The organism is Thermostichus lividus PCC 6715 (genome assembly GCF_002754935.1).
Lineage (GTDB): Bacteria > Cyanobacteriota > Cyanobacteriia > Thermosynechococcales > Thermosynechococcaceae > Thermosynechococcus > Thermosynechococcus lividus.
On the sequence record NZ_CP018092.1, the window covers coordinates 695,408 to 716,650 of the forward strand.

Annotated in this window: 18 protein-coding genes, 1 tRNA gene, 1 pseudogene and 1 CRISPR repeat array; of the genes and pseudogenes, 12 read left to right on the forward strand and 8 right to left on the reverse strand. The window is 53.7% G+C overall.

Features of this window, described 5'->3' with window-relative positions:
* Nucleotides 1-21: 21 nt before the first annotated feature.
* Nucleotides 22-1,554, forward strand: coding sequence for a peptide ligase PGM1-related protein (locus BRW62_RS03520; RefSeq protein WP_099798296.1), 1,533 nt, complete (start codon nucleotides 22-24; stop codon nucleotides 1,552-1,554).
* A complete protein-coding gene (locus BRW62_RS03525) occupies nucleotides 1,551-1,943 on the forward strand; it encodes a hypothetical protein (RefSeq protein WP_099798297.1) in 393 nt (130 codons plus the stop codon). Before BRW62_RS03520 ends, BRW62_RS03525 begins: the two co-directional genes overlap by 4 nt.
* Before the next feature lie 480 nt (nucleotides 1,944-2,423).
* Here BRW62_RS03525 and rlmD read toward each other — a convergent pair whose 3' ends face one another.
* Entirely contained in the window at nucleotides 2,424-3,773 is a 1,350-nt protein-coding gene (gene rlmD / locus BRW62_RS03530) for a 23S rRNA (uracil(1939)-C(5))-methyltransferase RlmD (RefSeq protein WP_099798298.1), read from the reverse strand.
* Between the two features lie 199 nt (nucleotides 3,774-3,972).
* Between rlmD and BRW62_RS03535 the strand changes: the two genes are divergently transcribed.
* The 6 genes from BRW62_RS03535 (at nucleotide 3,973) to BRW62_RS03560 (ending at nucleotide 7,711) form a co-directional block, all read left to right on the forward strand.
* Nucleotides 3,973-4,497 (forward strand): alpha/beta hydrolase, encoded by a 525-nt coding sequence (locus BRW62_RS03535; RefSeq protein ID WP_099798299.1) that lies wholly within the window; start codon nucleotides 3,973-3,975, stop codon nucleotides 4,495-4,497.
* A gap of 134 nt (nucleotides 4,498-4,631) precedes the next feature.
* A complete protein-coding gene (locus tag BRW62_RS03540; protein WP_099798300.1) occupies nucleotides 4,632-5,192 on the forward strand; it encodes an RDD family protein in 561 nt (186 codons plus the stop codon).
* A gap of 12 nt (nucleotides 5,193-5,204) precedes the next feature.
* Entirely contained in the window at nucleotides 5,205-5,399 is a 195-nt protein-coding gene (gene rpmG, locus BRW62_RS03545; RefSeq protein WP_099798301.1) for a 50S ribosomal protein L33, read from the forward strand.
* 36 nt (nucleotides 5,400-5,435) lie between these two features.
* Entirely contained in the window at nucleotides 5,436-5,651 is a 216-nt protein-coding gene (gene rpsR, locus BRW62_RS03550) for a 30S ribosomal protein S18 (RefSeq protein WP_099798302.1), read from the forward strand.
* Nucleotides 5,652-5,836: 185 nt separating this feature from the next.
* Nucleotides 5,837-6,880, forward strand: coding sequence for a metal ABC transporter solute-binding protein, Zn/Mn family (locus tag BRW62_RS03555; RefSeq protein WP_099798303.1), 1,044 nt, complete (start codon nucleotides 5,837-5,839; stop codon nucleotides 6,878-6,880).
* 15 nt (nucleotides 6,881-6,895) lie between these two features.
* Nucleotides 6,896-7,711: a metal ABC transporter ATP-binding protein gene (locus BRW62_RS03560; protein WP_099798304.1), complete on the forward strand. Its 816-nt coding sequence runs from the start codon at nucleotides 6,896-6,898 to the stop codon at nucleotides 7,709-7,711.
* Nucleotides 7,712-7,815: 104 nt separating this feature from the next.
* Nucleotides 7,816-8,464: direct repeats of the CRISPR family, unit length 36 nt; unit sequence CCTTCCTCTTTATGGGGAAGGCGATCAAATGGAAAC.
* Nucleotides 8,465-8,496: 32 nt separating this feature from the next.
* On the opposite strand, the gene BRW62_RS03565 is transcribed toward BRW62_RS03560, so the two are convergent.
* Both BRW62_RS03565 and BRW62_RS03570 read right to left on the reverse strand, forming a co-directional pair.
* Complete coding sequence (locus BRW62_RS03565) at nucleotides 8,497-9,771, reverse strand: tRNA nucleotidyltransferase/poly(A) polymerase family protein (protein WP_099798305.1); 1,275 nt, start codon at nucleotides 9,769-9,771, stop codon at nucleotides 8,497-8,499.
* Nucleotides 9,771-11,084 (reverse strand): pentapeptide repeat-containing protein, encoded by a 1,314-nt coding sequence (locus tag BRW62_RS03570; RefSeq protein WP_099798306.1) that lies wholly within the window; start codon nucleotides 11,082-11,084, stop codon nucleotides 9,771-9,773. The genes BRW62_RS03565 and BRW62_RS03570 overlap by 1 nt, the downstream gene beginning before the upstream one ends.
* Nucleotides 11,085-11,184: 100 nt before the next feature.
* On the opposite strand from BRW62_RS03570, the gene BRW62_RS03575 reads away from it, so the two are divergent.
* Nucleotides 11,185-11,457: a YciI family protein gene (locus BRW62_RS03575; protein WP_099798307.1), complete on the forward strand. Its 273-nt coding sequence runs from the start codon at nucleotides 11,185-11,187 to the stop codon at nucleotides 11,455-11,457.
* On the opposite strand, the gene BRW62_RS03580 is transcribed toward BRW62_RS03575, so the two are convergent.
* The 3 genes and pseudogenes from BRW62_RS03580 to uvrA all read right to left on the reverse strand — a co-directional run bounded on the left by BRW62_RS03580 (nucleotide 11,454) and on the right by uvrA (nucleotide 16,169).
* Nucleotides 11,454-12,659 (reverse strand): argininosuccinate synthase, encoded by a 1,206-nt coding sequence (locus BRW62_RS03580; RefSeq protein WP_099798308.1) that lies wholly within the window; start codon nucleotides 12,657-12,659, stop codon nucleotides 11,454-11,456. The two genes, BRW62_RS03575 and BRW62_RS03580, sit on opposite strands and share 4 nt — an antisense overlap.
* Before the next feature lie 183 nt (nucleotides 12,660-12,842).
* Nucleotides 12,843-13,052: a chlorophyll a/b-binding protein gene (locus tag BRW62_RS03585; protein ID WP_099798309.1), complete on the reverse strand. Its 210-nt coding sequence runs from the start codon at nucleotides 13,050-13,052 to the stop codon at nucleotides 12,843-12,845.
* Between the two features lie 265 nt (nucleotides 13,053-13,317).
* Nucleotides 13,318-16,169, reverse strand: a pseudogene (gene uvrA, locus BRW62_RS03590) (excinuclease ABC subunit UvrA).
* Nucleotides 16,170-16,436: 267 nt separating this feature from the next.
* On the opposite strand from uvrA, the gene BRW62_RS03595 reads away from it, so the two are divergent.
* The 3 genes from BRW62_RS03595 to BRW62_RS03605 all read left to right on the forward strand — a co-directional run bounded on the left by BRW62_RS03595 (nucleotide 16,437) and on the right by BRW62_RS03605 (nucleotide 20,224).
* Nucleotides 16,437-17,303, forward strand: coding sequence for a cyanophycinase (locus BRW62_RS03595; RefSeq protein WP_099798310.1), 867 nt, complete (start codon nucleotides 16,437-16,439; stop codon nucleotides 17,301-17,303).
* 93 nt (nucleotides 17,304-17,396) lie between these two features.
* Entirely contained in the window at nucleotides 17,397-20,093 is a 2,697-nt protein-coding gene (gene cphA / locus BRW62_RS03600) for a cyanophycin synthetase (protein WP_099798311.1), read from the forward strand.
* Nucleotides 20,094-20,151: 58 nt separating this feature from the next.
* Nucleotides 20,152-20,224 (forward strand) — tRNA-Ile (locus BRW62_RS03605).
* A gap of 34 nt (nucleotides 20,225-20,258) precedes the next feature.
* Here the strand turns inward: BRW62_RS03605 and BRW62_RS03610 are convergent.
* Nucleotides 20,259-21,041 carry a YaaW family protein gene (locus tag BRW62_RS03610; RefSeq protein WP_099798312.1) on the reverse strand — a complete coding sequence of 261 codons (783 nt, stop codon included), beginning with the start codon at nucleotides 21,039-21,041 and terminating at the stop codon, nucleotides 20,259-20,261.
* Nucleotides 21,029-21,205: a hypothetical protein gene (locus BRW62_RS13025; RefSeq protein ID WP_157768324.1), complete on the reverse strand. Its 177-nt coding sequence runs from the start codon at nucleotides 21,203-21,205 to the stop codon at nucleotides 21,029-21,031. Before BRW62_RS13025 ends, BRW62_RS03610 begins: the two co-directional genes overlap by 13 nt.
* Nucleotides 21,206-21,243 lie beyond the last annotated feature (38 nt).

Genomic DNA, 21,243 nt, shown 5'->3' on the forward strand with positions numbered 1-21,243 from the left:
AAACCTTTGGGGGACTGGCAGATGTCCATTGCCCAGCAATTCCACCACCTACAAACCCGTCTGCAGGAGTGTTGGGAGGGTACGGAAACCTTTGTACCGGAACTGCCAAAGGGGCCAGGGGGAATTGAGCGGGATATTGTGGTTGTGCCTTCTCTGAGTTTTCCCCAACCGGAACTTGCCAAAATTACGGGCTACACCCACTATGAAGAGCGCCAACTCTATACACTGATTCAACTGCGCAATCCCCGCACGCGCATGATCTATATCACTTCACAGCCGCTGCACCCCAGTATTATTGACTACTATCTTGATTTGTTGCCAGGGGTACCCACCTCCCATGCCCGCGATCGCCTCCTGCTGTTGGCCACCTACGATCGCTCCGATAAACCCTTGACCGCTAAAATCTTGGAGCGCCCCCGCTTGGTAGAACGTATCCGTCAAGCCCTACGGCCGAATCAGGCCTATATGGTCTGTTTTAACTCTACCCCCCTCGAACGGGAACTGGCCGTGACGTTGGGGATTCCTCTGTACTCAACGGATCCGGATTTACTCTATTGGGGAACTAAGGCGGGCAGCCGCGAACTCTTTGCAGCAGCAGGCATCCCCCACCCTGTCGGCAGTGGCTTTTTAGCGACAGTCTCTGAGTTAGTGCAGGCGATCGCCCACCTGCAAGCCAAATACCCCCACTTACACCGCTTAGTGGTGAAACTAAACGAAGCATTTTCTGGCGAAGGGAATGCCCTCCTTGACCTAACACAGGTGCGCCCCACCACCTCCCCCACAGATCCCGCCCATCTCCAACGGCTAGAGAATAGCCTTGCCGACATGAGGTTCCAAGCCCCTAATGAAACATGGGACTCCTACCGGCAGCGATTTATAACCCTCGGAGGCATTGTTGAAGCCTTCATCGACGGCTCCCAGAAGCGATCGCCCAGTGTCCAAGGTCGCATCACCCCTGACGGTCGGGTGGAAATCATCTCCACCCACGAACAGCTCTTGAATGAACCGGAAGGGCAAATTTTCATTGGGTGTGAATTTCCTGCCCACGCGGACTATCGGCATCAATTGCAAGACCTCGGACGCACCGCTGGAACCTATCTGGCGCAACAGGGGGTCATTGGCTATTATGGGCTGGATTTTGTTGCCACGTTCGATGCCGATCAGCAAGCGTGGGAGCTAGCTGCCATTGAAATTAACCTCCGTAAGGGAGGAACCACCCATCCCTTTATGACGCTACAATTCCTGACCGATGGTCATTATGAGTTGGAGTCCGGTCTTTTTTATAGTAAGCACCGCCGTCCCAAATTTTATATTGCCTCCGATAACCTCTGCCAACCGCAGTATCGCGGCCTCCTACCCAACGATCTCTTGGATATGATTGCCCGCTACCATCTCCACTTTGACTCCAGTACCGAAACAGGCACGGTCTTTCACTTGATGGGTGCCCTCTCCGAGTTTGGTAAACTAGGACTAGTGAGTATTGGTAATACTCCTGAAGAAGCTCAGGCCATTTATACCCAAACCATTGGCGTCCTTGATGCAGCCGCCCTATGAGCGAACAAGAATTTCAAACCCTTGTGATTACAGAGTTACGTGGTATTCGCGGCGATGTTGAGCTGCTGCGCCACGATGTCGAAGGGCTTAAGCAGGACGTTGAGGGTCTGAAGCATGATGTTGAAGGGCTTAAGCAGGATGTCGAAGGACTCAAACACGATGTTGAAGGCCTCAAACAGGATGTTGACGATCTGAAACAGGACGTTGAGGGGCTAAAGGGGGAGGTGGATAAGGTCAAAAACGGTATGGGAGCATTTGGCAATGAGCTAGCCATTCTTAACGTACGGGTGGATACGTACCAGAAAGCCTCGGGACAAGTTGTCAATCTTGCCTTTGGCTTGATTGTGACTGCGGTCATCACCATTATAGGAGTGATGTGGGCGGGCTAAAACCCCTCCGCTTTAGCGAGGGGATACAGCCAACTCAGGGGGCTTTAGCCCTCTCTATGCGTTAAACTAGAGACGTGGAAAGTAGGCGTATCAACTACGCGAAGAAACATCCTAGTACGGAGAGATCCCGGCAAGTAAGTCACTACCGCTTTGGCGGCAAGCCTAAACCACTGCAAGCAATGGCAGGATGTCGAGCGTATCGAATTGGCTAGTGTTGAAAAGCGCGAAACCACGAACCGAAACATAAACGTAGTCCCAATAGCAGAAATGCTTGAGGTGAGTAGGGGGTCTTTGACTGCCCCCACCCGCATTAAGTTGTGGGTGACAGCTCAAGGGAAAAGCGAAGCAACGCGGCTTCAGCCCGTTGCGTAGCATCCTTTGGGAATCTCCTCTCTTCCAAGGAGGAGAGAAGTCAATGCCAATGCAATTCTGCGCTAGTCCTCACAATTTTTCCGAGACGACTGAGGGGCAACTCAGGGACTAGGTCGCGGTGAGTAATGCGATGGTTTCGACGTGGGCGGTTTGGGGAAACATGTCTAGGGGCTGTACTTTGGCCAATTGATAGGCACCCGCCTGACACAGATACCCTAAATCCCGCGCTAGGGTGGCTGGATGGCAACTGACATAGACAATTCGGGGTGGGCGCTGCCCTAAAATTGCATCGAGGACGGCGCGATCGCACCCTTTACGGGGCGGATCCAGCAGCAGGACATCAACAGTGTTGCACCAATGGGGGAGCCACTCTTCGGCAACCGCACAGATAAATTCCGTATTGGTCAACCCATTGTGACGAGCCGTGGCGATCGCTTGGGTAACCGAGTCTGGATGACACTCAACCCCAGTGACCCGAGCCGCTGAGCGCGCCAACGGTAAACTAAGGGTGCCAATGCCACAATATAGATCTAATAGATGCTCGGTTCCTGAGAGCGCCAACCAAGCCTCAAGGGTTTGGATAAGTTGCTCTGCTTGAGCCGTATTGACTTGGAAAAACGTTGTCGCGCCAACGTGGAACTCAATGCCAGCCAAAACCTCCCGTAGGTACAGCTGACCCGCTAGCACCCGGGTTTGAGAGCCAAAGATGCGATTCCCCCGCTGCGAATTAATGTTCACACAGACCCCCACAACGGCGGCAAACTGGTCGTACCATCGTTGCGCTTGCCCTTCGAGGTGAGGGGGGATATCCCCTGCTAGCACTAGGGTGATCAATTGCTCGCCCGTACGCTGGCCAATGCGCAGCCCTAGGTGGCGAACCCCCGGAGATCCGGTTGACTCGTCATAGATAGGCCAAGGCTGTAGGTCGGCTTTAAGGGTGGCTAGCAGAGGATTGAGGCGCGGATCCTGCACTGGACATTGGTTCAGGTTGACAATGCGGTGCGAGCCTTTTTGATAATAGCCTGCAACCACCTGACCATGGCGACGGGCAAGGGGGTAGGTGACCTTGTTGCGGTAGCCTAAAGGAGATGGAGCAGCCAATATAGGTAAAAAGGCTTGGGGCTGCAAGTGCCCAATGCGGGCGATCGCCTCTTTCACCAGTTGTTCCTTAGCCGCTAACTGGGCATGATAATCGATGCACTGCCACTGACAGCCACCACACTTGTCAGCCACAATGCAAGCAGGCCGAACCCGCTGTGGCGATCGCTCAAGAACCTCGAGGAGCACGCCATTGGCATACTGCGGCTTAACGTGCTGAAGGCGCACCCGCAGGCGATCGCCCGGCACCGCATCGGGCACAAATACCACCCTGCCCTGCCAACGAGCCACACCGTCACCCGTATGGTTGAGGGTATGAATCTTCAGGTCAAGCACTGCACCCGGTTGCCAAACACTCATACACCCATTAGAACGTTACACCTAGTTTAAGAAGCCAAGGCAACCTCTATCTTGCCTGCTATACTGCTAGCGGTGCAATCTACGGCTTGTTTTGCATCTGTCAACCTCTATGGGAAATGAGGATGTGGTGTCTTGATTTCGATGCAACAAAACAGGCTGTCAGTGCCCATTTTGCCTTAATTTTTGGAGTTGATCCGTCATGCTTAAGCGTCTTTCGCCTTGGTTAGTAGCTCTGGCACTGCCTGTTGGGGCACTGTTTGTGACTCCTGCCAAAGCGGCCAACTATGTTTCATTGACCTACGGTCCATTTCAGCGTTCATTCCCCATGTCGGAGCTAGAAGAGTACGTCTCCACCCAACAGGCAACGGGGGAACTGGGCTCTTTGATGCGATTAGTCCCCAAAGATGACCAAGCAAAACTCTTGGAATTTTTGGGCATGAAACTCCCCTTCAATGTTGTGCAAGTCAATGGCATTCTCAATAGCCCCATTGGCAAGGATGTTCTCAAACAGTTCTCTCAGGTAACCATCCGTCGCGATAAGGCGGGGGAAGTGGCACTGCGCGGAGCCATGCTAACAGCGGCAGCCTCTCCCGAAGGTCTGAGTATGATGTCCTTTCTGAAGAACTACCCCGCCGAAACCATTAGTCTTGACCTCAAGAAGCTGAACCGGATGCTCAAAAAGCAAGATGGCTTAATGGGAATGCTGGGGAACTTGCGCCCATAGGTCACTGTCGTTGACACAGAGCAATGGGTGGACAATGGGGGTGTAGCGGTGTTGCACCCCTGTTTTATCAGTCTCCTGAAGCGCAACCAGTATCATGGTAGGGTTAGCTGGTACGTAAGACGGCAGACTCTCCTATGGCTCTTTCCCGTCAGTATCCTCCGCCGTTGCCCCTTGCCCAACCATGGCGACGGGCGATCGCCACCAGTATTGACTTTCTGGTGATCTGGCTCACGAGCGTGGTTGGTATTACCGCAGGTGCCGCTATTCAGTGGGGACAAATTACTGTGTTTGCTGTGGTGTGGTGGCTGCTACGGGTGGCAATGGTCAACCGCAATAAGGGGCAAAGCCCAGGACACTGGTTGATGAATGTGCGCCTACTCGACGGGCGCGATCGCACCCCCGATCTGCTCTCTCTTAGTAAGCGGGAGCTAGTGATTGGCTCGTGCGCCCTGCTGGCCTTGGTCGGCGTTGAGTCCTACGGCTTTAATTTTGCCTTGATCATCTTGCTGATGCCCCTCGCAGTGGACTGTAGCTTGGCTTGGATTGATGAGGAGCACCGCACCCTCCACGATCGCGTTGGGGGAACCAGTGTCTATCGCTGTCGCCGGGGGTTTTACCTGGATCGTAAGATCATTGAAATTGTGACTAAACTCCGTAAAAAATGTGCGATAATCAGAGATCGGCTCACTGGATAGATAGGCAACATCATGGCTAAAGCAAAAGGTGCCAGAATCATTATCACCCTCGAGTGTACGGAATGCCGCAGCAACTCTGCTCAGCGCTCTCCCGGCGTGTCGCGGTACACCACGACCAAGAATCGGCGCACCACTACAGGACGCTTGGAACTAAAAAAATTCTGTCCCCACTGCAACAAACATACAATTCACAAAGAAATTAAATAGTCCAGATTAGCGCGGTACGGTTAAGGAACAACAGCTATGGCATTTTATCGGCGACGTATTTCTCCTATTGCCCCCGGCGAGCCTATTGACTACAAAGATGTTGATCTGCTGCGGCGATTTATTACCGAGCGGGGTAAAATTTTGCCCCGGCGAGTCACTGGCTTGACGGCCAAGCAGCAACGGCAGCTAGCAGTAGCGATTAAACGGGCACGGGTGATGGCATTACTACCCTTCCTGAACGTCGAAGGCTAGAGGTCGCTCGGTCTAACTCCATAGCAACGATCCCTTGGCTGGGGGCAAACTAGACCCCTATCTTTTGTGGGAAATTAAGGCGGAGACTCCAACCCACGTTACGGCAGCGGCGGTGCCAAGCTGCCCTTGCCGAAGGCGGTTTTATATGATAAATCTGAGAATGGTTATCATTCGTGGGTTGTTCTATGGGTTGCAATGCGTTAGGGGCGGGTTGGTGGCGATCGCTCGGGAGAGTGCTGCTTATCAGTGTGCTGCTGGGCGGTTGTGCGCCAACACAGACAACTGAAACAGAGACCCCAACGGAGCCGGTCGCCACTCCTCAATTGACGGTGGTGACGACGTTTTTGCCGATGACTGCCTTTACAAAAGCAGTTGTGGGCGATCGGGCAACGGTGACGCAGTTAGTGCCTGCCAATGTTGATCCCCATGATTTTCAGGCGCGGCCTCAGGATGTGCAGGAGATTAACCGAGCAGCGGCACTGGTGAAAAATGGCCTTGATCTGGAGGCATTTTTAGAGCCTTTAATTGACAACGCAGACAATCCTAAACTAAAGATTATTGATAGCAGTGTTGGGGTCGCAACACTGGTGGACGATGAACCGCATGACCATGGCCACACTCACGATCATAGTCACGGTGAGTTTAACCCGCACATTTGGCTAGATCCCAAGCGGGCAGTGCAACAGGTGGAAAACATTCGTGATGGGTTGATAGCGATCGATCCTGAGGGTGCCGAAATTTATAGAGCCAACGCTGCCACTTTTATTGACAAACTCAGAGCACTGGATGCTGAGGCGGAGGCCAAGCTATCTCCGTTTGCGGGCAAAACGTTTGTGGTTTATCACGATTTTGCCCCTTACTTTGCCGACAGTTACAATCTCCAAGTTGACTTTTTAGTGGGTGTGCCGGAAGAGAGTCCGGCGCCAGCAGATGTTCGGCGGGTGATGGAGGTGGTGCAAACTAGCCAACTGAAAACGCTGCTGACTGAACCGGGGCAGGAGCAGGTGTTTGCTAGCCTTGCTCAGGATATGGGGGTAAAGGTCAGTGTTTTTGACCCGTTGGAAACAGCACCCTCTGTTGCAGACCTCACGCCAGAGTACTTCTTGGCAACGATGCGGCAGAATATTCGTAATTTGGCGACAGCGTTTGGTACTGAGACCCAAACCTACCGATCGCCTCAGTCGGTGGCGGTTGTCTGGCCGGTGGCTGCTTTACGTCCGGCCTTTTAGCAATACCGAGACACCATGGTGGACGAATACCTTCTTGAAGTAGAGAATCTTTCGGTGTGGCGGGGCGATCGCCGCGTGGTCGAAAATATTTCTTTTAGGTTGCCAGCCCATACAAACATGGCAATTGTTGGTCCCAATGGTGCGGGGAAAACGAGTCTAATTCAAGCTCTGTTGGGAATTATTCCTTACCAAGCTGGTCGGGTCACAGTATTGGGCTATGGCATGAGCTATCGGCGCTTGCTGCCCTATGTCCGCCAGCAGGTGGCCTACTTACCACAAAGTTTTCAGTGCGATCGCCGCATTCCCATTACGGTAGCGGAATTTGTTGGGCTGGGCTGGGACTGTCAAACATGGCAGTGGCCATGGCACCATCGGCGCGATCGCCAACGCGCCATTGCCCATAGCCTGCGGCGGTTGCACCTCAACCACTTAGCCACACAGCCCATGAGTGCTCTGTCGGGAGGAGAAACCAAACGGGCATTACTCGCCTATTGCCTTGTGCAGCCCCGTCGCCTATTAATTTTGGACGAAGCCCCCGCTGGCCTAGACCACCATGCCGAACAACAGTTTTATGATCTGCTGACAGAACTCAAAGAAGAAGAGGGCTGGACAATTTTGCAAGTGTCCCACAACCTTGAGCGGATCAAAGCCACCTGCGACTATGTCCTTTACTTGAACGGCTCTGTACAGGGACTAGGCTCCCCTGAGCAGGTGCTCCAACACGTTGTGGCAACACTCTCCCCCCCCTATTCTGCCGAGGGATCGACCCCAGAGCCTCGAACCCCCATTGATGCGTTAGATCCCTCGGAATCGCTCAGGAAGCGGCTTTGAGGATTTTGTGCTATGTCGTATAAAAAACATTGCTTACCTGCAAAGGGGATCCCTCGGAATAGGGGGTTGCAGTTCGCTCAGGGAGCGGCTAGTATAGAGGTACCCCTTCCTCTTTATGGGGAAGGCGATCAAATGGAAACAAGAACCAGTTGAAGGGGGGCTGTATGTGATGGGGATCCTTCCTCTTTATGGGGAAGGCGATCAAATGGAAACCCTCTCCTATGGTCAGGACATCCTGTGGAAACAGGGCACCAGTACCTTCCTCTTTATGGGGAAGGCGATCAAATGGAAACTTAAGAATCCCATCAGCGGCGGTTACTCCAGATCGTACCCCTTCCTCTTTATGGGGAAGGCGATCAAATGGAAACCTAGTTGGGGGCAAAGTACCAGTTGAGGCCGCCATTTCAACCTTCCTCTTTATGGGGAAGGCGATCAAATGGAAACTTAAAATTTTACCTCGTGCTGAATGGCGGGAGCCATCCTCGTTCCTTCCTCTTTATGGGGAAGGCGATCAAATGGAAACAACTCATGTAGGGATATTGTCCCTACAGATTTGATTTTGACCTTCCTCTTTATGGGGAAGGCGATCAAATGGAAACCTAGTCGGAACACGGATAACGAGCTGTTGTTGGATTTTCCTCCTTCCTCTTTATGGGGAAGGCGATCAAATGGAAACTTCAAGAATTGTCTAAACCCGGACATGATTCCTCCTTTGTTCCTTCCTCTTTATGGGGAAGGCGATCAAATGGAAAACAAATGGAAATCGAGTGGAAACAATGAAAATGCTATTTGGGTTTCGCAGGCTGGCGTAACAACCGATCCACAAAGGCAAGGGCGCTGGCGCGATCGCCAATCTCGCCACGGGCTTGAGCTGCCTCGATCGCCTTCAAAATCCGGCCAATCTCTGGACCTTGGCGCAATTGAAACTGTTGCACTAGGTCAGCACCCCGCACAAGCTGAGGGGGGTGAGCCACCGTATTAGTAGGATCGAGCCATGCCCTTACTAAGGGGATGAGGTGAGCTTTGGGGATAGTGCGACTCAGTGCCAGCGCAACAAAGGCTGGAAAAAAATCCTGTGCAGCTCGAAAAAGATAGAAGGACTGTTCCCGATTGAGGGGCTGCTGGAGTGGCGTCAACCAGTCTTGCAGCAAGCGACATAGGACTTTAACAACTTTAATTTCATTAGCGGTGTAGGTAAGGGCAAACAGTTGTGTCTCCGCCTGCTGGGGGTCTGGATGCACTAAGCAGGTGAGCTTGGCTAGGGCAGCAAGGGTACGCCGCTGGGGTTCGCCCGGAGCCGCGGTGGTGGCAATGGATGTAGTTAAACTTGGCCACAGAGCTGGAAAGGGGAAGTTTGCTAAGGTGGTTTCTAAGGCATGGTAATGGGTCATACTCTCTTCGGTGACAGAGGGCAACCACACCCCTAAAACCCCATCACGAAAGGCTAAGGTAATGCTGGCCGCACTTTCAACCATACTCAGCAAATAACTGAGTTCAACACGCACCCGCTCTGGGGCAACAGTGCGAAGGCGCGGTGCCAAAGTTTGGATGACCCGGCGGGTGTCTGAAGTAATGGTGAACTGCAACTGTGCGGCTTGGCGATAGGCGCGCACAAGGCGCAAGGGATCCGCCGCCAAGTTGTCCGGGCTAACGTAGTGAATCTGGCGTCGTTGTAGGTCTAATAACCCACCCAACGGATCAACAATGTGATGGTGATGAATATCGTAGGCGATGGCATTGAGGCGGAAGTCGCGATCGCGCAAGTCGGTGAGGAGGGTGTCGCCCTGCTGCTGGGCAATATCCACCGTCATATTCTTAAAAACAACCCGGCCAATCTGTCGTTGGCGATCTAAGACCACAAAGCCCGCTTGGTAACGCTGGGCAAGGGTAGCAGCCAGCTCAAGGGACTGGTTTGGCACAATAAAGTCGAGATCGGGGTAAAGGGTAGTGCGCCCCAACAGCGCATCTCGCACTGCTCCCCCCACAAGGTAGGTGTCTAGCGGCAAATCACTGACCGCAATGGGCCAGCGGCTAAAATCAAAGGGCTGGATTTCAAGCATTAGAGTTGTTCTATATCAATGGGCTGCCCTGCAAGGGTCACCGCTAGATTGTCACCACGAACGGCGATCGCCCCTGCTGCCGTTTGAATGATCAGGCAACCATTTTCAACACTGAGAATTCCTTGCCATGGCCTCGTCCCTGGCACCGGATCTTGGGGGGCAGCAACGACCGCTGCTTCCGGTAACTCTAGCCAAAGTAGCATCGTATCGGCACCATAGTGGCGATCGCCAGCGGCGGTTTTAATGATCAACCCCCCGATGGCTAAGGGGGCAAAAGCAATATCGTGAATGGGCTGCCATTGCGTCTCTACTAAAAGTTGTAGATTGGGCTGCGACCCTGGGGGAGCCGCCTTCAGCATCAGCCACCATGTTTTCCACAGTTGGCGGGCAGTGCCCTGTTGAACGTTTGCACCTGCTGGAGTCGCGACATGGCAGTACTCCCACGCTGGCACCGGCTGTTCGCAGTACTGAATGGGCAAAAATGAATGGGCTTTGAGGACGCTGGCCACTAAATCCGCAAAGGGCGCATCAACCAATAGGGTTATCCGTGGTTGTGAAGCGATTGTGGCATCCAGAATGGCGATCGCCTGCTCCGTAACCGTGCGCAGTTGATAGCAATTGTTGCCGAGGTTGATGATCTTGAGGTCAGCGCTTTGATAGGTATGGGGACGCAGCGGCTGGGGCTGAAGCAGCAATTCCACCACCTGTTCATTGGTCCACTCTAGCATCGTGGTATCCGACGGCGCAGCAATGGGATCAGCGGCAGCCGTCAGGGGTGGGTGCGGTAGTTCTTCAGCGTCACTGTCATCAAAGATAACCTCCCCATTGGGCAACGTTGCACCACTGAGCTTGGCTTCCTCTAACTCTTTGCGCAGGGCGATCGCCCCGGTTAAATCCGCTGCCGAGAAATCAGCCCCAACAACATTGGCCCCTTGTAAATTAGTATCGTGGAGCACTGCCCCTTTCAGCACCGCCCCACTGAGCACCGCTTGGCGGAGGTTCGCCCGCGACAGGTAAGCCCCCACCAACACCGCCCCACTGAGGATAGCTTCTTGCAGATCGGCATCCGTCAAGTTAGCCCCACTGAGGTCTGCACCAATGAGGTTAGCTCCCCGTAAATTCGCATTGGCTAAATTAGCCTTAATTAAATCGGCACCACTCCAGTTAATGCCTTGGAGATTTGCCCCAGCCAAGTCCACATGACTAAGTTGCACCAACGGAAACGAGCTGCCCGCCAAATTGACACCGCGAAAATTGCGAACCCCGCGGGCAAATTCACTTAAGAGCGTTTCGAGGGTGATAGCTTTACTCATGGCAGGTTCTGATTAGGACACAACGGACTAGGCGGGTGACACAGCGGCTCACTATAGCTATTCTAGGTCGTGAGGCTGAATCCACAGGAGTAGGGCGTCAATGCCATGGTTTGTGAAAATTGAGCGCGGCATCGTTGATAAGCAGACCTTTGACCAGCATGTTCCGGCTCATTGTGCCTATGTCCGTAAGTTAATTGCCGCAGGCCATCAAGCACGAACGGGGTACTGGGCGGAGCGAGGCGGGGGGATGATGCTGTTTGAGGCCAGCTCGTTAGCTGCCGCCAAAGCCATCGTCGAAGCAGATCCCTTGGTGCAACATCAGTGCGTTCACTACGAACTCCACGAGTGGTGTATTGTCGAAGAGCCGCGCTAGCCTTGGCGCAGTTTCTCAGCCCACACTCGCGTTGGCAAGCCCCACACATAAATAAATCCTTCCGCTGCTTTGTGATCAAACTGATCCTCAGCCCCATAGGTCGCTAAGTCTGGGGCATAAAGCGAAACAGAGGAGCGCCGACCCACTACCTTGGCAGTTCCCTTAAAGAGTTTAACCCGTACTGTACCGCTAACGCGAGCTTGGGTTTGGGCAATAAAGGCATCCAGAGCTGCCTTGAGGGGGCTATACCACAGGCCGTTATAGACCAAGCGGCTGTAGGTATCTTCAACGCCACGCTTGTACTGGGTGACATCGGCAGTCAGGGTCAGGCTTTCAAGATCCCGGTGCGCATCAATGAGTACCAGCAAGGCCGGAGCCTCATAGATTTCGCGGGACTTAATGCCCACAAGACGGTTTTCGATCATGTCGATGCGACCCACGCCATGGCGACCCACCCGCTCATTGAGTTGGCTAACCAGCTCAACTGGCTCTAGGCGCTGACCGTCAAGGCTCACAGGAATCCCTTGCTCAAAGCCAATCTCCACATACTCAGGCGAGTTGGGGGTGTCCTCCACCGCACGGGTCATTAAGTAAATCTCTTCTAGGGGTTCATTCCATGGATCTTCGAGCGGCCCCGCCTCGATACTTCGCCCGAGCAAATTGCGGTCGATGCTGTAGGGGGAAGATTTCTTGACCGGAGCAGGAATGCCAAACCGCTCACCATAGGCAATAGTTTCTTCGCGGCTCATCCCCCACTCCCGCGCCGGCGCTAGCACCTTTAGGTTGGGGTTCAACGCGGCGATCGCCACATCAAAGCGTACTTGGTCGTTCCCCTTGCCTGTGCAGCCGTGGGCAACCGCATCCGCACCATACTCCGCCGCAGCATCTACCAAGAGCTTGGCAATCAGAGGCCGCGCCAAGGCTGTTGAGAGGGGATAGCGATTTTCGTAGAGGGCATTGGCCTGAATCGCTGGAAAGGCATAGTCGCGGATGAACGCCGCTTTGGCATCGACGACCAGAGATTCACTGGCACCAGAGTCAAGGGCTTTTTGGCGAATGGGTTCTAGCTCATCCCCTTGCCCCAAATCCGCAGCAAGGGTAATCACCTCCTGTACCCCCCACTCCTCCTTGAGGTAGGGGATACACACAGAGGTATCTACCCCACCGGAGTAGGCTAAAACAACTTTTTTTGCACGACCCATAGTCTTTAATCCTGAAATTGATGCGGCAATTCTCCCCCGTCACTATAGCGGATCTGCTGCCGCCAAACGTACTAGTGTTAGGAATGACCAACACATACAAAAAACTGACAATAAGCCGCAAAAAAGCCCACCCCCTAGGGGCAGGCATTGCATTCCATGCTAAGAGAGATACGGTGAACGTCCTTACAGGCTGTTCAAAAAGCCGATGAGGCCATGACCAGTGATGACTTCTAGAGCCAACAGCGAGACAAAGCCAATCATTGCTAAGCGACCGTTGAACAATTCTGCGTAGGGAGTAAAGCCAGACTGTGGCTCACTCATCACATACATTTTGGGTTCGATGGCAAAGTTGTTCATTTTGCCTTGATCGTCAATGATGCTACCGCTTTTCATGTTGGAACTCCGTTTGTTACAAAGTGTTTCTTCTTCTTAATATAAGTTAACACTTTGTTTACAGAATTGCAACTGTACTGATCGCGCTGCGGCGATACCGACGACATCAGGGAGCCGCCATGGCTATCTGGTATGTATATATATTGACCAAAAGGGACACTAACCTGCGCCACTCCAACATCTTTGAGGGTGCAATTGGCTGTAAACCCTAGTAACAGCGACTAGCCCTAGCACGTCACGACGGCAAGGGGCTGACGTTTGCTGCTTAATCTAAGGTTGGTGGGGGTAGCAGGGGAGCTAAATATTGCCCCGTATAGGAGTGAGCCACAGCAGCAACCGCTTCGGGGGTTCCCACAGCAATGACCTCACCGCCGCGATCGCCCCCCTCAGGCCCTAGATCAATGATCCAGTCCGCACAGCGGATCACGTCAAGATTGTGCTCAATCACCAAAATGGAATTCCCTTTATCTACCAGCCGCTGCAGCACGTCAAGGAGTTTATGAACATCGTAAAAGGACAGCCCAGTTGTTGGCTCGTCAATGAGGTAGAGGGTTTTACCGGTGGCGCGGCGCGAGAGTTCCGCTGCCAGTTTCACCCGCTGTGCCTCACCGCCAGAAAGAGTAGGGGCGGTTTGACCCAACTTCACGTAGCCCAAGCCCACATCCACCAAGGTTTGCAATTTACTCACGGCTTTGGGAATATTCTCAAAAAAGGCTAGAGCCGTCTCCGCCGTCATATCCAGCACATCGGCAATGGAGCAGCCTTTGTACTTGACCTGTAGGGTATCGCGATTGTAGCGCGTCCCTTTGCAGACCTCGCACTGTACGTAAACATCCGGTAAAAAGTTCATTTCAATGACGTTGACCCCTTGGCCGCCACAGGCTTCGCAGCGCCCCCCTTGACGTTAAAGGAAAACTGCCCCGGTTTATAGCCCCGTGCCTTGGCCTCAACCGTTTGGCTAAACACCTCGCGGATAATATCAAACACCCCAATGTAGGTGGCAGGATTAGAACGCGGTGTGCGCCCAATGGGGGACTGATCAATCACAATCACTTTATCGATGGCGTTTAAGCCATGGATGCTCTCGACTCCTTGGGGCATGGGTACAGTCTGCCCCAAATGGTGTTGCAAGGCAGGATAGAGCACCTCGTGCATGAGGGTGGATTTCCCGGAACCGGAGACCCCCGTCAGGCATACCAACATTCCTAGGGGGATCTCCACTGTGATGTGCTTGAGGTTATTGCGGCTGACGTTTTTTAGGATCAGGGATTGGCCGCTGCCCTGTCGCCGTTGAGGGGGAGTTTCAATGCGTTTGCGTCCCGCAAGGTAGGCACCCGTTAAGGAGTCAGGATGCTCAAGAATAGTCTCGATACTGCCTTGAGCCACCACTTGGCCACCGTGGATACCGGCGCCTGGGCCAATATCCACAATGTAATCCGCGGCTCGCATGGTTTCTTCATCGTGCTCCACCACAATGAGGGTATTGCCCAAGTCCCGCAGCCGCAGCAGGGTTTGCAGGAGGCGTTCATTATCCCGCTGATGCAGACCAATACTGGGTTCATCGAGGACGTAGAGCACACCCGTTAAGCCGGAGCCAATTTGAGTTGCCAACCGAATGCGTTGGGCTTCGCCGCCGGAGAGGGTGGCAGCACTGCGATCTAGGGTGAGGTAATCTAGCCCCACATCCATCAAGAACTGTAGGCGAGCCGTAATTTCCCGCAGGGCTAGGTCGGCAATTTGCCGTTGGCGAGCCGTTAATTCAAGGGACTGAATCCGCGCTAAACACTCACGAATCGATACACTGGTGAGGGAGGTTAGGCGATACTGGCCAAGGCGCACCGCCAAGGCAGCCGGCTTGAGGCGCTGTCCCCCACAGGCAGCACAGACTTGGTTGACCAGATACTGCTCTAGTTTTTGCTTGTAGGCTTCGGAGGTACTTTCGCGGTAGTGCCGCTCTAGGATAGGGATCACCCCTTGGAACTGGCGGTAGTAGTCGCGAGGGCGGTAGCGGGAGTCGGCAGGTACTAAAATTGGCACATCGGTGCCGTAGAGAATAATCTCACGCTGTAACTCCGTGAGTTTGTGCCATGGGGTGTTGATGTCAAAGCCAAAGGCATCGGCAATGCCGCACAGAATGGCAAAGTAATAGTTGTGGTCTTTGTCTGCCCACGGGGCGATCGCTGCGTAAACGGGTAAATCGGGGTTTGGCACAATGAGTTCAGGGCTGAATTTGCGCAGATAGCCTAAGCCATGACACTCAGGACACGCGCCGTAGGGGGAGTTAAAGGAAAACAGCCGGGGGGATAGCTCATCCATCACTGCCCCATGCTCAGGGCAGGCAAAATTCTCAGAAAACATCAGGGACGCTGCTTGAGCCTCGCTAGGGGATGGCGGCACCACACTCACCATTGCGGTACCATTGGCGTGCTTTAGGGCAATTCGCAACGCATCCGCGAGGCGCTCTTCAATCCCCGGCTTGCACACGAGCCGATCCACCACAATGTCAATGGTGTGGTTGTGGTTTTTATCTAGCTCGATGGCATCACTGAGGTCGCGCACCTCACCGTCAATGCGGACACGCACAAACCCTTCGCTGGCTAGGCTAGAGAGCAGCTTTTTGTGGGTGCCTTTTTTACCCTTGACAATGGGGGCAAGCACCTGAAAGCGGGTTTGTGGGGCAAGCTGCATCACATGATCCACCATTTCATCCACCGTTTGCGGGCGAATGGGGCGATCGCAATGGGGGCAGTGCGGCTCCCCAGCCCGGCCATAGAGCAGGCGCAAATAGTCGTAAATTTCGGTGACGGTGCCCACCGTTGAGCGGGGATTGTGGGAGGTGGACTTTTGGTCGATGGAAATCGCTGGACTCAACCCCTCAATAGCATCCACGTCCGGTTTGTCCAGTTGCCCTAAAAACTGACGGGCGTAGGCACTCAAAGATTCAACGTAGCGGCGCTGTCCTTCAGCAAAAATTGTGTCAAAGGCTAAGGAGGATTTACCAGAGCCAGAAACGCCAGTAATCACAATCAGGCGATCGCGGGGGAGGTCAAGATCAATGTTTTTCAGGTTGTGCTGCCGCGCGCCACGGATGCGAATGTGGCCGGTAGCGTGCCCCATGGGATGCCTCGAAAGTTAAAAAAACGTTACATCAGGCGTATTATAGCAACCCCATTGCCGGCCAATGGTCGCAACAAGCTTTTACTATTTGTGAATAAAATTGGAAGCATTTACCAAAACTTAAAAATTCTTCCCAATCTGGCATTATGCTGTATAGAACTCCTCTTCCTGTGGGATCAATCCAGTAATGATCTCAGCGTTGAGCGATCGCCCTGCGGCTGATTTGCCCTTGCTCTGCCGATTGAAGCTTGAATGAACCGTAGTCCTATGTTGCAATTAGACCCGATTTCCAAAGTTGCTCCCCCAAGTGCAGGCCGTAAAGGTTTGGTGATGGCGATCGGTGGTGCGGAGGATAAAGTCCGAGGGCGGCAGATTCTAACCACATTTTGTCAACGCTCCGGCGGGCTGGATGCCGTGATTGGCGTTATTCCCTCGGCCTCCCGGGAACCCGATGCCATGGGGCGGCTGTACCACGATATTTTCCGGGAAATCGGCGTGCGCGATGTAGAAATCCTCCTAGTGGGCGATCGCGCCGATGCTGAAAACGAAGACCTCTTAGCCCGCATGAGCCGCTGTAGTGGCATTTTTATGTCGGGGGGCGATCAGCTGCGGCTGTCGGCTCTCTTGGACGAGACCCCGTTGGTCTATCAACTGCGGCATCAAGTATGGGAGGGCAAATCAGTGCTTGGTGGCACCAGTGCCGGCGCAGCAGTCATGGGGGAATGCATGATTGCCAGCGGCGGCAGCAACGAAGCACCCAATCGATCCCTAGTAGATTTAGCAACCGGCCTTGGCTTTCTCCCCGATGTACTGGTAGATCAGCACTTCCACAACCGCAATCGCCTTGCGCGGCTCATTAGTGCGATTTCCGCCCATCCCGATAAACTGGGCGTTGGCGTGGATGAAGATACCTGTGCCATGTTTGAAGCGGATGGCACACTGCGCGTCCTTGGCCGTGGCTCGGTGACGATTGTTGATCCGCGGGATGTCAGCTACACGAACTATGCCCACGTCGATGTGACAGAGCCGCTGAGTATCTATAACCTGCGTCTGCACATCCTCAGCGATGGCGACTGCTACAACCTACATACCCACCAAGTCCAACACAAGTGTGTGCTGCCACCCCTAAATTAGGATTTTTCAGAAAATTGTTGCCTGCAATACAGTTTAATGCGTCATCGACCTCAAGACTAAAAGTGGTACAGTCTCCTTAAAACCACCCTACTTATGAAAATTCTCAAACTACAAACGCTGCGAGGGCCAAACTATTGGAGCATTCGTCGCCATAAGCTCATTGTGATGCGTTTGGATTTAGAAGAGGTGGCCAATACACCCTCCAACCAAATTCCGGGGTTTGTGGATGGGTTGGTGCGGGTGTTACCAAGTCTCTACAATCACTTTTGTTCCCTTGGCCACGAAGGTGGTTTTTTGACACGGTTGCGGGAAGGCACCTACCTTGGCCATGTGGTCGAGCATGTTGCCCTTGAGCTTCAGGAACTGGCGGGGATGCCCGTTGGCTTTGGCCGTACCCGGGAAACCGCAACTGCAGGAATTTATCAAGTTGTCTTTGAATATCAAAACGAAGAAGCCGGACGCTATGCAGGTCGGGCAGCGGTGCGCCTGTGTCAGAGCATTATTGACACAGGTACCTACCCCCAGCGGGAACTGGATCAAGACTTAGCAGATTTACGGGACTTCAAGGCCAGTGCCTCCCTAGGCCCAAGTACCGAGGCCATTGTCCGTGAAGCCGAGGCACGTAATATTCCATGGTTTGAACTCAGTAGCCGCTCTCTGATTCAATTGGGCTATGGTGCCAAAAGCCACCGGATGCAGGCTACCCTGAGCGATCGCAGCAGTATTCTGGCCGTTGAACTCGCCGGGGACAAAGAAGGGGCAAAGCGTCTCCTGCGGGATGCGGGAATCCCCGTTCCCAAGGGTACCGTTGTCCGTTATGTTGAAGACCTACCCGAGGCGATCGCCGACATTGGTGGCTACCCCATTGTCATGAAACCCCTTGATGGCAATCATGGTCGCGGCATCACCATCGACATCAACTCTGCTGCTCAGGCCGAACAAGCCTTTGAAATTGCCAGTAGTGTTTCTAAATCCGTCATTGTTGAGCGCTACCATCCGGGGCGCGACTTCCGGGTGCTGGTCGTCAACGGCAAAGTCGTAGCCGTGGCGGAGCGCGTGCCTGCCCACGTCATTGGCGATGGTCGCTCCACCATTGAAGAACTCATTGAGCGCACCAATAGCGATCCACAGCGGGGGGATGGTCACGATAATATCCTCACCCGCATTGAAATCAATCACGATACTTGGAGCCTCCTCGAAAAACAGGGGTATAGCTTAAATACAGTGCTGCCAGCTGGGGAGGTGTGCTATTTACGCGCGACCGCCAATCTGAGTACCGGCGGAATTGCCGTGGATCGCACCGATGAAATTCACCCCCAAAATGTTTGGATTTGCCAGCGTGCCGCTCGGATTATTGGTTTAGATATTGCTGGGATTGATGTGGTCACGCCCGATATTTCCCGCCCGCTGCCAGAGGTGGGTGGTGTCATTGTTGAAGTGAATGCCGCTCCTGGGTTTCGGATGCACACTAACCCCAGCCAAGGGATTGCCCGCAACGTGGCGGAGCCGGTATTGAATATGCTCTTTCCGCCGGGAACCTCCTGCCGCATTCCCATCTTTGCCATTACCGGCACCAACGGCAAAACCACCACCACCCGTCTAATTGCCCACATTTGCAAGCAAACCGGCCAGACTGTTGGCTACACCACCACCGATGGCATCTACATTGGCGATTACTTAGTGGAAAAGGGAGATACCACCGGTCCCCAAAGCGCACAGCTCATTCTCCAAGATCCAACCGTGGAGGTGGCTGTCCTGGAAACAGCGCGGGGCGGCATTTTACGCTCTGGGCTGGGGTTTGACCACTGCGATGTTGGCGTGGTGCTCAATGTTCAGGCGGATCACCTTGGCATTGGCGACATTGATACGGTGGAGCAGTTGGCAGACTTAAAAGCAGTAGTGGTGGAGTCGGCGTGGCCCAATGGCTATGCGGTTCTCAATGCCGATGATCCCCTGGTGGCTGGTATGGCACGCCAAGTCAAAGCTCAGGTGGCCTATTTTTCCATGGAACCCCATAACCCCGTGATTAAACAGCACATTCAGCAGGGGGGGTTAGCCGCAGTCTATGAAAATGGCTATCTTTCGATTTTGAAAGGGGATTGGACCCTACGCATTGAACAGGCGGAAAATGTGCCCATTACCCTCGGTGGTCGGGCAAACTTTATGATTGCCAATGCCCTTGCCGCCAGTTTAGCGGCATTTGCCCAAGGGATTAGTATCGAGCATATTCGCGCGGCCTTGACCACCTTCCGCACTTCTGTGGAGCAAACCCCCGGACGGATGAACCTTTTTGACCTAGGGGCGTTTAGCGTTTTGGTGGACTATGCCCATAACCCTGCGGGGTACGAAGCGGTGGGCGAGTTTGTGCAAAAGTGGCCGGGTCAACGGATTGGCGTGGTGGGTGGCCCCGGCGATCGCCGCGATCAAGACCTCGAGCAACTGGGGGAATTATCCGCCAAAATCTTTGACTGGATCATTATCAAAGAAGACGATGACACCCGCGGTCGGCCTCGTGGAGATGCAGCAAACTGGATTGAGCGCGGTCTGCACCACCACAGTGTTCGCCGCCAGTACGAGATCATTCACGATGAAGTTGCTGCGATTCAATTTGCCCTCGATCGCGCCCCCCAAGGGGCATTAGTGGTCATTTTACCGGCGGATGTGACCCGTACCATTCAGTTAATTCACCAGCACCATCAGCGGCTGAAAGAGACGACCACTAATGGCTTCCATCCTCCAGCAGAGGTGCCCGTTAAGTCCCCTACGGATCTCAATCCTTCCAGCCTTTGAGGAGGGGTTCCCCCCTAGGCTAGACAGCAGCCACCCCCCAGACTAAGCTGGGAAACAGCCAGGGTTGGCCGAGCGGATGAGGCAGCGAACTCATAATTCGCCATAGGCTGGTTCAACTCCAGCACCCTGGATTTTCAAGGGATGACGGATGTCTCGTTGCCAGTCCTAGGCGATCGCCCATTGAGTTTCGTTATGCCCCCGGAGGAGCCGAATTTGGGCAATGGCAAAAATTGTAGGAATAATGCGACTATAGTTGGTGGCGATCGCCCGCCAGCCCAGATCCGCCACAAACCAAACCCATAGCGCCGTTCCCACAAAGGCCAACATACTGCGGCCAAGGGCAAACTTCGCTGCTCCGGCAGCTACACTTTGGGTCACAAGGGGGGTCATGGGCAACTTCCGCCCTGCAAGCTGGAGGACACACTGGCGAACCACCTGCTGCACCACAAGAGTACGCATGACTGGCGTAAGCGCAATGGCGGCCCCCCCCTCAAGAATCAGCCGAACTGTTTCTAGAGAAATAGGATGGCCATGGCGTAGCTCGGGAAGCGACGCTTGAATTTGATCGGCGAGGACGTTGCGATCGCGAGTTGGCAGCTTTGCCCACATCCGCTGCAATAAGCCCAAGAAAATCTCAATTTCTAATTCAGAGACCGTCCAACTCGGAGAGAACTTAATGTTTAGGTAGCGACAAACCCGCATCAACGTTTGACGATAGCTAATTTGCTGCGTCTTGCCCGTAAGCACTGTTAGCCCATCTGCTGCCAAGAAGCGGAAGCGGGCTTCAATGTGATCCAGCCATGCCTGACGATCCTGCGCCTGTACTGCAATGGGGTCGGGAGTATTGAGGTAGTCAAGGGGGTTCAGCCGCCGTCGGAACAAAATTTCCGTTAGGTCTTGTAACTCCTCCTCAGTGGCTAATTCGAGCGCAGCCCTTAGTTCATCCATGGGGTCAGCTCCAGCAGCAGCACAGCATAAATTTCTTCATAATTATAGGTACTTACCCCAAATTGTGGCACACTCCCCACCCTCTCACGAGCACCCGTATCAAGGATCAGAATTGCCACATCTAAAATCCCCACGGCAGAGCCTCCCCAAGATTGAGCCACCATGGTAGGTTAACGGTTGAAGTGCCAAAGGATGCAGGACT